Consider the following 13,857-nt stretch of genomic DNA (forward strand, 5'->3'; position numbering starts at 1 on the left):
TAAACTAGACAAATCATTTATGGTATATGTTCTTGAAGGGAGAGCACGAACGAACCGAGCGCACCGGGGCGGGTCGAACGGCCGTCGGACTCCTCGCGGAAGAGAACGGGGGTACGGGAGTCGCCGCCCGGTCCGCTCGGCTCGCACCGTCTCAGCAGAACGATGGCATTCACTCGCACGACAGCCGTATCCGCGGTCGGCATCGCACTCCTTCCCGCAGGCCTCCGTCACCGAACGGACGGGGACCGTCCGACTGTCCCCCTCGGGACGACTCACGGAGACGAGGGGGAAAACAGATGAACGCACCGTCGGCCGCGTCCGGGGCCGAGGTGCCGATTCGCGTCCTCCACGTCGACGACGAACCCGACTTCGCCGGACTGACCGCCGCGTTCCTCGAACGCGAGTCCGAGGGGACGACCGTCGAGACGGCGACGACCGCCGCCGAGGGACTACGACTGCTCGCCGAGGAGCGCTTCGACTGCGTCGTCTCCGACTACAACTTGGCAGAGACCGACGGCTTGGCGTTCTTCGAGTCGGTGCGCGACGCGGGCGTCGACGTTCCCTTCATCCTGTTCACGGGTCGCGGGAGTGAGGAAATCGCCAGCGAGGCGATTTCGACCGGCGTCTCGGACTACCTCCAGAAGGAGACCGGAACCGGACAGTACGCCGTGCTGGCCAACCGGATTCGGAACGCCGTCGACCAGCACCGCTCGCGAACCGCGCTGGAGACCAGTCAGAAGCGACTGGCCCTCTTCGTCGAGCAGTCCCCGCTCGGCGTGTTGGAGTACGACGAGAACTTCCGAATCGTCGCCATCAACGGGGCCGCCGCGGAGATACTCGGCTACACCGAGGACGAACTGCGCGGGCACACCTGGGAGAAAATCGTCGCGGACGCCAGCTACGAGAGCGTCGACGCGGTCACGTCCGCGCTGATGAAGTCCGAAGGCGGCTACTACAGCGTCGACGAGAACGTGCGCAAGAACGGCGAACGCATCGTCTGCGAGTGGCACAACCGCGTCGTCACCGACGAGCACGGCGAAATGGTCGCCGTCTTCTCGCAGTTCCGGGACATCTCCGAGCGACATCGGCGCGAAGAGCGCCTCCGGCGCACCACGGCCAGACTCGAAGCGCTGTTCGAGAACTCGCCGGACATGATAAACATCCACGACCAGGAGGGAGTGATCACCGAGGCGAACCCCGAACTGTGCGCGAAAACCGGCTACGACGCGGACGAACTCGTCGGCACGAGCGTCTGGGACCTCGACGACGACATCCACCCGGACGAGGCGCAGGCGCTCTGGGCGAACATGACGGCGGGCGACCGGTCTAAACTGGAGGGGTCGTACCGCCGTCGGGACGGGTCGTCGTTCCCCGTCGAGGTGCACATCAGGCGCCTCGCGCTGAACGGCGAGGACCGCTTTCTCGTCATCAGCCGCGATATCTCCGAGCGAGTCGAGCGCGAGCGCCGTCTCGAGGAGACGACGAACCGCTATCGGACCTTAGTCGAGAACGTCCCCGACGGCGGCGTCTTCCTGTTCGACAAGGACCTGCGATACACGCTGGTCGGCGGGGAGGAACTGCGCAGCATCGGAGTGTCGGCCGACGACTTCCTCGGTAAGGGGCCGCACGACCTGTTTCCGGCGGCCCTCGCGGACGAACTGGAACACTACTACCAGGAAGCGCTCGCGGGGAACGACCACACCTTCGAGCAGCGGCTCGACGGGGAGGAGTACCGGATACGGACGCTCCCGATACGTGGCGACGACGGCGTCGACGCGGGCATGGCGATGTCGCAGAACGTCACCGAGCAGCGACAGCAGGAACGGAAGCTCAGACAACAGAAAGAGAGCTTAGCGGAGTTCGCGAGCGTCGTCTCCCACGACCTCAGGAACCCGCTGAACGTCGCCGAGGGCCACCTCGAACTGATTGACACGGACGACGCCGACAGCCTCGACGCGGTGCGGCGCGCGCACCGGCGGATGCGGACGCTCATCGAGGACGTGCTGACGCTCGCGCGGGAGGGAGCGGCCGTCGAGAGCCTCGACGACGTCGAACTCGCCGCGGCCGTCGAGGCGAGTTGGCTGAACGTCGAGACGGGCGAGGCGTCGCTCGCCGTCGACACCGACCGCGCGATTCGGGCCGACGAGAGCCGGCTTCGACAGCTATTCGAGAACCTGTTTCGGAACGCTGTCGAGCACGGCGCTCGACAGGCCTCCGGTCGCTCCGCTCCCGGAGACAGCGTGGAACACAGTTCCACGAGCAGTCGGGCGACGCCCGACGACGCTGTCGAGCATAGCTCTACGGGCGATTCGACGGCGTCGGATGAGGCCGTGACGGTCACGGTCGGCGCGCTTCCGGACGGGTTCTTCGTCGCCGACGACGGCCCCGGAATCCCCGCGGAGTCGCGCGAGTCGGTGTTCGAGGCCGGGTACTCGACGTCGCGGGACGGCACGGGGTTTGGGCTCCGCATCGTCGAGCAGATAGCCGAGGCGCACGGCTGGTCGGTGGCGCTGACCGAAAGCGAGACCGGCGGCGCGCGCTTCGAGTTCTCCGGCGTCGCCCCCGCGGCCGAGTAGCCGACCGTCGCCGGACCGGTTCGCGGATTCTTCGGAAAACCCTCGAAAACCCTCGCTGCTCCGGGTTCGTTCCATGCCGTTCCCCGTTACCGCGTCAGTTCCGCGAGCATGGCGTCCAGTCGGTCCGCGGACTCGTGTTGGGACTCCATGACGGCGACGATGTCGCTGATGGCCTCCTCTATCTCCGCGGCGTCGTCGCTGACGTCTTCGACCGTGACGACGACGCTCTCGACCGATTCGGCCTGGTCGTCGCTCGCCGTCGAGAGTTCGCTCACGCCTTCGACCGCCTCGTCCATCGCGTCGGCCGCTTCGCGGAGCGACGCGACGGTGTCGTCGATGGCCGCGTCGGCGCGCCCGACGTCTTCGTGGGTCGTCTCGACCAACCGCGCCGTCTCGTTCGCGCGCGACTGCACGCGTTCGATGCGCTCTGTGACCTGTTCGGTGTGCGTCTGCGTCTCGTTGGCGAGCGATTTGACCTCCCCGGCGACGACGGCGAACCCGGACCCCGCCTCGCCGGCGCGGGCCGCCTCGATGTTCGCGTTCAGCGCGAGGATGTTCGTCCGCTCGGCTATCTCGGAGATGAGAGAGACCACCTCACTTATCTCCGTCATGTCGGCTTCGAGGGCGTGAACCGTCTCCAAGAGTTCGTCGCTGCGCGCTGTGACCTCGTCCGTGACAGACCGTGTCTCGGCGGTCGAATCGAGCGAGGAGTCGACGTTGACGCGCGCCCGGTCGGCCCCCGCCTCGACTTCGGTCGAACTCGCCGCCACCTCCTCCATCGTGGCGCTGAACGCCGCCAGGTCGTCCCGAGCCGTCTCCAGCGCGAGTCGCTGTTCGGTCACGCGGCTGTCGATGTGGTGCGCGGCGTCGTTCGCCGTCGTCGCCGCGCCGCTCACATCCGCGGCGTGCCCCTCGACGTTCGCGACCAGCGACTCGAAGCGCTCCAGCGTCCGGTTCACCTCGCCGACGATATCGAGCAGCCCGTCTTCGAGGAGGTCCGCGTCGCCCTCGTACTCCACGCGAGCGTCGAGCGCCCCGGTTGCAGCGTTCCGAAGTGTCGCCGTCACCTCCGTCACGAGCGATTGCAGCGCCTCGCGCCGCCGGAGTTCTTCGGTCCGGTCTTGGATGACTTCGAGGACGCCCAGCAGTTCGCCGTCGGGGCCGCCGTCGAACAGCGGCATCACCTGGAACCGGATGTCGACGTCGCTTCCGGCCGCCGTGCGCAGGCGGCTCTCGCGCTCGTAGACGTGGTAGCTCGTGTACGGGCTGTCGAGCCGGTTCACACCGTACTCCTCCGCGGCGTTGCGCGGGGCGAGAAGCACCTTGTCGGCGAACGAGAGGGAATCCTCGTCGTCGCCGACGACGATGGTCTCCCGGCTGTCGGACCCGAGCGCGTCCTCGGGAGCGATTCCGAGAAGCGTCTCCATCCCGTCGCTCCATCCGACGACCGTGTGGTCGGTGTCGAGGACGAACGCCGGCATCGGGAGCGCGTCGAGCACTTGCCCTACGCCGGTAACCCGTTCCAGCGCGCCCTCGCCGCCGCCCGCCGGACGCATCGCAGCCGCAACTCCCGCGGACAGTATCTCTAACATCGAGTATATCATCGGATTATGAAACAAAAGCCTACCCGCCCGAGTACCGGATTTGATACCCGACCTGGTTAGTCGAGAGACTTCTGCATCTCGACGTGCGGGATTCCGGCGTCCTCGAACTCCTCGCCGACGGCGCGGTAGCCGAGCGACCCGTAGAACTCCCGGACGCGGACCTGCGCGTGGAGTTTCACGCGGGAGAACCCGGCCGCGTACGCCTCGTCCTCGGCGGCGTTCATCACGCGTTCGCCCCACCCTTCGCCGCGTCGGTCCTCGGCGACGACGACGCGTTCGATCTTCGCCGTCTCCTCGTCGTACGGGCGGACCCGCGCCGCGCCGACGACGACGCCGTCGTCGTAGGCGACGAGGTGCGTCGCCTCGGCGTCGGGTTCGTCGTGTTCGTCCCACTCCAACTCCTCGTCGACGCCCTGTTCGTCCACGAACACGTCGAAGCGGACGGCGAAGGCGTCTTCGCGTTCCTCGTCGGTCCGGACGACGGACACGCCCGTGCGCACCTCGTCGTCCGCCGTCGCGTTCGCATCCGCGTCCGAATCCGCGTCGCCGTCTGCGTTCCGGTCGGTCATGTCCTCTCGCACGCCCGCCCGGGGACTGAGCGTTTCGGTGCAGTCCGGCCCCGACCGTGAAACGACCCCGACGGCCCGCCTCCGCTCACCGAAGCGACTCCAACTCCGTGTTCCCGCAGTAGACACATTCGTACACCCGATGCGGCTGTCGGGCGTACTCTTCGTTCTCCTCGCGGACGTAGTCGTGTGCGTCGGTCTCCGCCACGGTGACGCTCACCTCGTGTTCCCGGTCGCCGCCGCACTCCGAACAGTGTCTGATTGTCTCCCCCTCCTCTTCGTCGACGCGCCGGTGCGGCTTCGACATACGTGTCGACACTCCGTCTCGTACAATATCGTTTTTGGCTGCTGTTGTGAGTCTCCTCACACAACGATTATCAGAATGATGAAAAATTATTACTTCGCTCCCGACCCTCGGCGGGGAATCTCGCCGGCGTCCGACGTCGCACCCTCGTCGGTCGAACGTGCGGCTTTTCATCCGCGGCCGTGAAGGCGGGGGTATGGACCCGAAGCGGGAGTTGACGAGCGTGGACCTCAGCGCTCTCGTCACCGAACTGAACCGGTACGAGGGGGCGAAGGTCGACAAGGCCTATCTCTACGGCGACGACCTGCTTCGCCTGCGGATGCGCGATTTCGACCGCGGCCGCGTCGAACTCATCCTCGAAGTCGGCGACGTCAAGCGGGCGCACGCCGCCAAACCCGAGCACGTGCCCGACGCGCCCGGGCGGCCGCCGAACTTCGCGATGATGCTCCGCAACCGCCTCAGCGGCGCGGACTTCGCGGGCGTCGAGCAGTACGAGTTCGACCGCATCCTCACGTTCTCGTTCGAACGCGACGACGAGGACACCGACATCGTGGTCGAACTGTTCGGAGAGGGCAACATCGCCGTCCTCGACGAGACGGGCGAAGTCGTCCGCAGTCTGGAGACCGTCCGGCTGAAGTCCCGGACCGTCGCCCCCGGCGCGCAGTACGAGTTCCCCGCCTCGCGCCTGCACCCCTTCACCGTGAGTTACGAGGGGTTCAAGCGCCGGATGGAGGACTCCGACACCGACGTGGTGCGGACGCTGGCGACGCAGGTGAACCTCGGCGGCCTGTACGCCGAGGAGTTCTGCACCCGCGCGGGCGTCGAGAAGACGATGGACATCGAGGAGGCCGGCGGCGAGGAGTTCCGCGCCGTCTACGACGCCATCCAGTCGTTCCGCGACCGCCTGAAGTCCGGCGACTTCGACCCGCGCGTCTACGAGGAGGACGACGCCGTCGTCGACGCGACGCCGTTCCCCCTCGAAGAACACGAGGCGGAGGGGCTGAACAGCGAGTCCCACGACACGTTCAACGACGCGTTGGACGCGTACTTCTTCCGTCTCGACCGCTCCGCGGAGGACGACCCCGAGGAGGAACCGGGGTCGAATCGCCCGGACTTCGAAGAGGAGATAGAGAAGAAAAAACGCATCATCCAACAACAGGAGGGCGCCATCGAGGGCTTCGAGGAGCAGGCCGAAGAGGAACGCGAACGCGCCGAACTGCTGTACGCCCACTACGACCTGGTGGACGAGGTGCTCACGACGGTCCGGGACGCCCGCAAGGAGGACGTCCCGTGGGACGACATCCGGGAGACGCTCGAAGACGGCGCCGAACGGGGCATCCCGGCGGCCGAAGCCGTCGTCGACGTCGACGGAGCGGAGGGCACTGTCACCGTCGAACTCGACGGCACGCGCGTCGAAGTCGTCGTCGACACGGGCGTCGAGAAGAACGCCGACCGACTGTATACGGAGGCAAAGCGCGTCGAAGGGAAGAAGGAGGGCGCCCTCGCCGCCATCGAGGACACCCGCGAGGAACTGGCGGAGGCCAAGCGCCGCCGCGACGAGTGGGAGGCCGACGACGAGGACGACGACGAAGAGGAGGAACCCGAGGACATCGACTGGTTGTCCCGTTCGTCCATCCCCTTGCGTACCGAAGAGCACTGGTTCGAGCGGTTCCGCTGGTTCCACACCTCCGACGGCTACCTCGTCATCGGCGGGCGAAACGCCGACCAGAACGAGGAGATAGTGAAGAAGTATCTGAACAAACACGACCTGTTCTTCCACACGCAGGCGCACGGCGGCCCCGTTACCGTCGTGAAGGCGACGGGTCCCTCCGAACCCTCCGAGGCGGTGGAGTTCCCCGAGTCGACGAAGCGCGAGGCGGCGCAGTTCGCCGTCTCCTACGCCTCCGTCTGGAAGGACGGGCGGCACGCCGGCGAGGCGTACATGGTGACGCCCGACCAGGTGTCGAAGACGCCCGAGTCCGGCGAGTACTTGGAGAAAGGTTCGTTCGTGGTCCGCGGCGACCGGACGTACTTCCGAGACGTGGAGGCGAAAGTGACCGTCGGCGTGCAGTGCGAAGGGGAGACGCGCGTCCTCGGCGGACCGCCGTCGGCCGTCGAGGACCGCTTAGAGGCGAGCGTAACCCTCCAACCCGGTCGCTACGCGCAGAACGACGCGGCGAAGATGGTGTACCGCCGCTTCAAAGAGATGTTCGCCGACCAGTCGTTCCTCCGCAAGGTGGCGAGTCCGGACAAAATCCAGGAGTTCCTACCGCCGGGCGGCAGCGAGATACTATAGTAGCGTCTGCAAGTCATCACACACTCGACCGCACGACGGCGGGCGGTCGGATGAGTACACAGTTGCAGACGCTACTATAGACGACTCACCGTCCGCGGCGTGCACTCCGAAGGGTTCCGACCGGACCGAACCCTCGCGCCCACTGGCCACAAAGACTATAACGTTCAACTAACCGGACAGAACTATAATATATATTTATCTCTCGAAACAGCGTTAGTCTATCCGAGCGTACCACTCCGTCCACCCGACGGAACGACGGCCCGGGAGACAGTCCCGGTGTGACGGTCGGCCGCACGCAGCGGTAAACTGGGGGCAGGAGAACGCTCGTGATACACCATGATTAGCGAATCACTCAACTACTTACGAAACGACGAGGAGGGCTGGGTTCGGACCGTCCTCATCGGCGGCGTCCTGAGCCTGCTCGGCGTCCTCGTCGTCCCCACGATTCTGGTCGCCGGCTACCTCGTCCGCGTCGTCCGCGCGACGATGCACGGCGACGAGCGACCCCCGGCGTTCGACGAGTGGGGTGACATGGCCGTCGACGGTCTGAAGGCCACGGTCATCGCCTTCGCGTACGCCCTCGTGCCCATGATCGTCGCCGGCGTCCTCGTCGCCGGGAGCCTCTTCACCCTCTTCTTGGGACAGGGCTCCAACGGCGCGAGCATCCTCGGTGGCCTCGGCTTCCTCGTCGGACTGCTGGCCTCGTTGGTGCTCGGTCTCCTCGCCGCGTACGTCATCCCCGCGGCGGTGGCGAACTTCGTCGAGACCGACCGGATGGGCAAGGCGTTCTCCGTGAGCGACCTGCGCCCCGTGCTCACCTCGGGTAAGTACTTCACGGCGTGGATCAGCGGCTTCGCCGTCATCGTCGTCGCCGGTATCGTGGGTGGCGTGCTGAACGCCATCCCCGTCCTCGGACTGATCGCCAGCGGGTTCCTCGGCTTCTACGCCGCGGTCGCCGCCTACTACATGATCGGTCACGCGTGGGGCGACCTGCGCAACATCGAGATACGCGAGATGGGCGAACAGCCCGACGAACAGGCCGTCATCTGAGCGGCTCAGCCCCCGCCGTCACTCGTTTTTTCGCAAAGAGTTAACTGAACAACTGCTGTCGGTTCGGTCGATGTTAGGCGATGCGCTCTCGTATCTCAAGAACAGCGACGACTGGATTCCGACCCTGCTCATCGGCGGCGTTCTCAGCGCACTCAGCGTTCTCATCCTCCCCGCGTTCGTGGTTCAGGGTTACCTCGTCCGCGTCCTCCGCGGGGCGGCTAAGAAGGACCGCGCGGCGCCGTCGTTCACCGACTGGGGCGGCCTCGCCGTCGACGGTCTCAAACTGTTCGTCGTCAGCGTCGTCTACGGCCTCGCGGCGATGGTTCCGATTGTGGCCGTCCTGTTCGCCGTCTTCGGCATCTCCTCGGTCACCACGGACCCGACCACCGGCGCGCCGAACGCCGCTGTCGGAATCCTCGGACTGGTCGCCACCCTCTTCGTCCTCCTCTTCGGAGTCCTCGTCGGCTACTTCGCCCCGGCCGGGTACGCGAACTTCGCCGTCGAGGACTCCCTCGGCGCGGCGTTCGACGTCTCGACCATCGTCGCGGCGGCGACGACGAGCGAGTACCTCAAGGGGTGGCTACTCGCCGTCGTCGCCGGCGTCGTCCTCGGACTCGTCGGGGCCGCTCTCTCCGCTCTCGTCGTCGGCGTCTTCGTCCTGTTCTACGCGCAGGTCGTCACCTACTACCTGTTCGGCCGCGGATTCGCGGAGGGGCTGAGCAAGAAGCGCCGCGGCGTCGCCGAGTCGAACTTTTAGGACCCCGCTCCGCCGGATAGCAGCACCTTTCCGGACCGGCGACGGACTCCGAGTATGCGCATTTCGAGTCGCGGGCGCGGCGAGGAGGGCCGCGAACGCATCACGCTCGTCCCCGAGAACGTGGACGACCTCTGGCACCTCTCGCACGTCCTCGAATCGGGCGATTTGGTCTCCGGCGACACCACCCGCCGCATCCAACGCGACGACGACCAGATGCGGGACACCGGCGGTCAGCGCGAACACCTCAGCGTCACCATCAGCGTCGGCGACGTGGAGTTTGCCCGCTTCGCCAACCGCCTCCGCGTCGGCGGCGAAATCGTCGGCAGTTCCCGCGAGGACCAACTGGGTCACCACCACACGCTGAACGTCGAGGAGCACGACGAGGTGACCATCGAGAAGCACTTCAAGCCCGACCAGAAGAAGCGCATCGAGGAGGCCGAGGAGGCCGCGGAGAACCCTGACGTGGTCATCGCCACCGTCGAGGAGGGCGCGGCGTACATCCACACGGTGGCGCAGTACGGCACCGAGGAGCGCTTCTCCTTCACCGCGCCGACCGGGAAGGGCGAGTACGCCCGGCCTCGCTCCGAACTGTTCGCGGAACTCGGAAAGGCGCTCGCGCGGATGGACGTCGACGCCATCATCCTCGCCGGACCCGGCTTCACGAAGCAGGACGCCCGCGACTACATCGCCGAGAACCACCGCGACATCGTCGAGAAGATAACCGTTGTCGACACCTCCGGCGTCGGCGACAGGGGCGTCCACGAGGTGCTCAAGCGCGGCGCCGTCGACGAGGTGCAGACGCAGACGCGCATCTCGAAGGAGGCGGATCTCATCGACGACCTGATGGAGGGCATCGCCACGGGCGAGAAGGTGTCCTACGGTATCGAGGAAGTCGCCGAGGCGGCCGACTTCGGCGCCGTGGAGACGCTGCTCGTCCTCGACGAACGACTCCGGGAGGAGCGGCAGGGCGCCGGCGACTGGGACGTCGACGTCAACGAGGTCATCCAGACCGTCGAGCGGCAGGGCGGCGAGGTGGCCGTCTTCTCCTCGGAGTTCGACCCCGGCCGCCAGTTGAAGAACCTCGGCGGCATCGCGGCCATCCTGCGGTACCGACTGCAGTGAGCGTCGACAGAAGCGTTTTGTCGACTCTATCCTAATCGTTCGTGTGGTTCGACGCGTCGTGAGGGCGATTCGGCGGTTCGACCGCTTCATGGACCTGACGCTGTTCGCGGGCATGGAGGTGTCCGCGTTAGCGGTGCCGACGCTGTGGTTCCTGCTGTTCGCCCGACCGTCCGAAGCGGTGGCGCTGTCGGCGCTGTCGGCGCTCTGTGCAACCCCGCTGGCCGTCGCGGCGTTCCGCGGCGGCTACGTCGGCGGCGCGCGGTGGCCCTCTCCCGGACACCTCGGGACGCTCGCCGGACGCTCGGCGTACTACAGTCTCGTCGTCGGCGGCGGGACGTACCTCGGCGTCGCCGTCAACCTGTACTGGGGGTCGTTCGCCCTCGGGGTGTTCGTGCCCGCCGTCGCGTGCGCCGTCGCCGTCTCGGCGCTGCCGCGGGCGTTTCGGGCGTTCGCTCGCCTGTCGCGTCTGTCGCTGTGAGGAGCGACGGGAACAGTCAGTTCACTCGCCGGTCAGCGACTCGCTCGCCGGCGAGAAGTCGATGGTCGTGCCGAGTCCCTCCGATTTCGCCTTCTCGTAGAGGAGGTACCCGCCGGCGACCGTCTCGATGCCGGTGCCGCCGCTGTCGAAGACGGTGACCTCTTGGTCGTTCTCACGACCCTCCACTTCGCCCGCGACAACCTCGCCGAGTTCGGCGTAGATATGGTCCTCGTCGACGACGCCCTCGTCGAGGGCGTGCATGAACGACCCCGCGTCCTGCGTCGCACGCGCCCGCAGGTCGGGCACGTACTTCGCGCGCTCGATGGTCGTCGCGTCGAGTTCGCGCTTGCCGGGCGTGTACTGGCCCATCGCGGTGACGTGCGCGCCGTCCTCCAACCGGTCGCCGTCGAACACCGGTTCCGAGGCGTTCGTCGCCGTCACGACGATGTCCGCGTCCTCGACGGCCGCGGCCGGGGAGGCGACGGCGGCGACGCTGGCGTCCAGCCTGCGGTCCATCTCGCCGGCGAACGACTCGCGGCTCTCCTTCGTCGGCGAGTACACCCAGACCGTCTCCAAGTCCCGCACCGCCGCCGTGGCTCGAAGCTGTCCCCGCGCCTGCGCGCCGCTGCCGAGTATCGCGAGCGTCGTCGCGTCCTCGCGAGCGAGGGCGTCGACGCCGACGGCGCCGGCGGCGCCCGTCTTGAACGGGTTCATGCTCGCGCCGTCGATGAGCGCCAGCGGTTCGCCCGACTCGGCGTCGAACAGCGGCGTCATGAACCACGCGTCGCTCGCGCCGAACCCGGCGCTGTAGGCGTACCCGCCCATCGCGCCCGTCTCCGGGAGGACGGCGGCGTAGGTGGTGAGAAAGCCCGGTGGGTCCTCGTTCGTGAGCTTCGTTCGCGGTTCGGCCGGCGCCCCCTCGCCGCGCTGTCGGTAGGCGTCGCGGACGGCGTCGACGAACTCGGCGGGCGTCGCGAGACCGGCCACGTCGTCGCTCGTCAGAAACAGCGTCTCGGTCATGGGGGGTACATCGAACGCCAGCGTGATGAACGTGCGGGACGGCGGCGCGGTGAAGAACGGCGTCTCCGCCGGACCGTCCGACTGCGGACGATGCGGCGGCGGACGACACGGCGGCGGACGGCGCGTCAACCGACGCGAACGGCGCCGTCGCTCGCGGAGAAGTTGTCGGGAAAGTGATAATTCGAACGCAGATGTCGTCGGTGTGACAGGGAGAGACGACTAGTCGGCGTCGACGGGCGTCGCGGGGTTCGAGTGCGCGTTGGTCGACGCGTCCGTCTTCACGGTCCGCCCCGCGCGGGAGGAGACGGGTCCGTTGACGAACAGCGCGTGCCCGACGATGCCGGCGGCGACGGCGGCGGCGACGGGAACCGCCTGCGTCAGGTCGAATCCGACGAGCGACAGCGTGCCGGTGAGACCGAGAAGTGCGAGCGGAATGAGGCCGAGAACGTAGTCGTAGTACCCTGTCATAATACATACTACGATACGGGTACACGTCATATAATTCTTTTCCATTGCTCACCGGTACCTACTCTGTTAGCACCTCGTGGGTTTTCTATAAGTTATAGAGCCGTGTGGAGCGTATGATTCCTGTTAGCACATCATTCACCCCGCTAGTTCAGGATACAAACAAATACTCCGAAAGGGCAACCTCTCCGAGTGCAGGTCCGTTCCACATTCTGCCCCCACCCGAGCGTTCAACTGTGCGCTGGTTCGACTCACCGACGTGAATCGTAACGACCGTTCGATCGTCGCCCTCGTGATGCTCGCTCACGGGATGGTGCACACCTACGAACTGTCCATCCCCATCTTCGTCTCCATCTGGCTGACGGAGTTCGACGTGGTGAACCTCGGCCTCACGCAGGTCGAGGTGACGGCGGCGACGCTCGGTATCGTCGTGACGGCCGGCTACGGACTGTTCGGCGTCGGCGCCCTCCCCGGCGGCGTCCTCGTCGACCGCATCGGCTCGCGGCGGCTCATCTCGCTGTGTCTGTTCGGCATGGCCGGGTCGTTCGTCCTCCTGGGCCTCTCTCCGAACCTCGTGGTCGTCACCCTCGCCCTGCTCTGCTGGGGCGCGGCCGCCAGCGTCTACCACCCCGCCGGCCTCGCCCTCATCTCGAAGGGCGTCGACGAACGCGGCACCGGCTTCGCCTACCACGGCATCGCCGGCAACGTCGGCATCGGCCTCGGTCCGCTTCTCACCGCCGTCCTCCTCATGTTCCTCGACTGGACGACGGTTGCGATGCTGCTCGCCCTTCCCGCTCTCGCGGCCGGCGCCTACGCCCTGCGCGCGCGGTTCGACGAGAGCGCCGCCGTCGACGCGGGCGCCGGTGGGTCCTCGAAGGCCGACGCCGGCGTCGACTCCCTCGGGGAGTTCCTCGCGGAGTCCAAGCGGATGGTCGCGGGCGGCTTCGTCGTCGTCTTCCTCGTCGTCATGTGCTCGGGGCTGTACTATCGCGGCGTCCTCACCTTCCTCCCGGACCTGCTGTCGGGGCTGGGAACCTTCGAACCGGTCCCGTTGGCGTCGCTGCTGCCGGCGGGCCTCGCGAGTGCGCTGGGCGTCACCGCCGACTCCGGACAGACGCTCCAACCCGAGCGCTACTTCTACTCGGGGCTGCTGATGGTCGGCGTCCTCGGGCAGTACGCCGGCGGGAAACTCACCGACCGTCTGCCCGTCGAGTGGGGCCTCGTCGGCTCCTTCGGCGCCCTCGCCGTCCTCGCTGTCCTCTTCCTGCCCGTCGTGAGCGCCGGCCTCGTCCCTCTCCTCGCGTTCGGCGCCGTGCTCGGCTTCTTCCTGTTCGTCATCCAGCCGTTCTACCAGGCCACCGTCGCCGAGTACACGCCCGCCGGCACGCGCGGCCTCTCCTACGGCTACACCTACCTCGGCGTGTTCGGCGTCGGCGCCCTCGGCGGCGCCCTCGCCGGCGCCATCCTAACGTACGCGACGCCGACGGCGCTGTTTGTCACGCTGGCCGGCATCGCCGTCGCCGGCGCGAGCTTCGGCGTCTACCTCGCGCGGCGGGGCGGGAACTCAGCGGGGGCGGAGGTCGCCTCGGACTGAGCGCTCGGCGCTCGATAGCGTCGAA

The 13,857-nt window shown here is 67.1% G+C and carries 12 protein-coding genes; 7 read left to right on the forward strand and 5 right to left on the reverse strand.

The window, feature by feature from the left end; all coding sequences use genetic code 11:
• The first annotated feature begins 296 nt into the window (after positions 1–296).
• Entirely contained in the window at positions 297–2,576 is a 2,280-nt protein-coding gene (locus tag NDI76_RS10160; protein ID WP_310923964.1) for a PAS domain S-box protein, read from the forward strand.
• Between the two features lie 86 nt (positions 2,577–2,662).
• On the opposite strand, the gene NDI76_RS10165 is transcribed toward NDI76_RS10160, so the two are convergent.
• The 3 genes from NDI76_RS10165 to NDI76_RS10175 form a co-directional block, all read right to left on the reverse strand.
• Positions 2,663–4,168, reverse strand: a complete 1,506-nt coding sequence (locus tag NDI76_RS10165) for a methyl-accepting chemotaxis protein (RefSeq protein ID WP_310923965.1) — start codon at positions 4,166–4,168, stop codon at positions 2,663–2,665.
• 68 nt (positions 4,169–4,236) lie between these two features.
• On the reverse strand, positions 4,237–4,749 hold the full coding sequence (locus NDI76_RS10170; protein ID WP_310923966.1) for a GNAT family N-acetyltransferase: 513 nt from the start codon (positions 4,747–4,749) through the stop codon (positions 4,237–4,239).
• A gap of 85 nt (positions 4,750–4,834) precedes the next feature.
• On the reverse strand, positions 4,835–5,053 hold the full coding sequence (locus NDI76_RS10175) for a DUF7835 family putative zinc beta-ribbon protein (RefSeq protein ID WP_310923968.1): 219 nt from the start codon (positions 5,051–5,053) through the stop codon (positions 4,835–4,837).
• A gap of 193 nt (positions 5,054–5,246) precedes the next feature.
• On the opposite strand from NDI76_RS10175, the gene rqcH reads away from it, so the two are divergent.
• The 5 genes from rqcH (at position 5,247) to NDI76_RS10200 (ending at position 10,753) form a co-directional block, all read left to right on the forward strand.
• On the forward strand, positions 5,247–7,346 hold the full coding sequence (rqcH, locus tag NDI76_RS10180) for a ribosome rescue protein RqcH (RefSeq protein ID WP_310923969.1): 2,100 nt from the start codon (positions 5,247–5,249) through the stop codon (positions 7,344–7,346).
• 336 nt (positions 7,347–7,682) lie between these two features.
• Positions 7,683–8,396 carry a DUF4013 domain-containing protein gene (locus tag NDI76_RS10185; protein WP_310923970.1) on the forward strand — a complete coding sequence of 238 codons (714 nt, stop codon included), beginning with the start codon at positions 7,683–7,685 and terminating at the stop codon, positions 8,394–8,396.
• A gap of 70 nt (positions 8,397–8,466) precedes the next feature.
• Positions 8,467–9,153, forward strand: coding sequence for a DUF4013 domain-containing protein (locus NDI76_RS10190; RefSeq protein WP_310923971.1), 687 nt, complete (start codon positions 8,467–8,469; stop codon positions 9,151–9,153).
• A 54-nt stretch (positions 9,154–9,207) separates the two neighbouring features.
• Positions 9,208–10,275 carry an mRNA surveillance protein pelota gene (locus NDI76_RS10195; RefSeq protein WP_310923972.1) on the forward strand — a complete coding sequence of 356 codons (1,068 nt, stop codon included), beginning with the start codon at positions 9,208–9,210 and terminating at the stop codon, positions 10,273–10,275.
• 43 nt (positions 10,276–10,318) lie between these two features.
• Positions 10,319–10,753, forward strand: coding sequence for a DUF8215 family protein (locus NDI76_RS10200; RefSeq protein WP_310923973.1), 435 nt, complete (start codon positions 10,319–10,321; stop codon positions 10,751–10,753).
• Positions 10,754–10,774: 21 nt separating this feature from the next.
• Here the strand turns inward: NDI76_RS10200 and NDI76_RS10205 are convergent, their stop codons facing one another.
• Both NDI76_RS10205 and NDI76_RS10210 read right to left on the reverse strand, forming a co-directional pair.
• Positions 10,775–11,773 carry an ornithine cyclodeaminase family protein gene (locus NDI76_RS10205; RefSeq protein WP_310923974.1) on the reverse strand — a complete coding sequence of 333 codons (999 nt, stop codon included), beginning with the start codon at positions 11,771–11,773 and terminating at the stop codon, positions 10,775–10,777.
• 219 nt (positions 11,774–11,992) lie between these two features.
• Positions 11,993–12,241, reverse strand: coding sequence for a DUF8015 family protein (locus NDI76_RS10210; protein ID WP_310923975.1), 249 nt, complete (start codon positions 12,239–12,241; stop codon positions 11,993–11,995).
• A 292-nt stretch (positions 12,242–12,533) separates the two neighbouring features.
• Between NDI76_RS10210 and NDI76_RS10215 the strand changes: the two genes are divergently transcribed.
• Entirely contained in the window at positions 12,534–13,832 is a 1,299-nt protein-coding gene (locus NDI76_RS10215) for an MFS transporter (RefSeq protein ID WP_310924942.1), read from the forward strand.
• Positions 13,833–13,857 lie beyond the last annotated feature (25 nt).

This window comes from Halogeometricum sp. S1BR25-6 (assembly GCF_031624495.1).
In the GTDB taxonomy this organism is placed as follows: Archaea; Halobacteriota; Halobacteria; order Halobacteriales; family Haloferacaceae; genus Halogeometricum; species Halogeometricum salsisoli.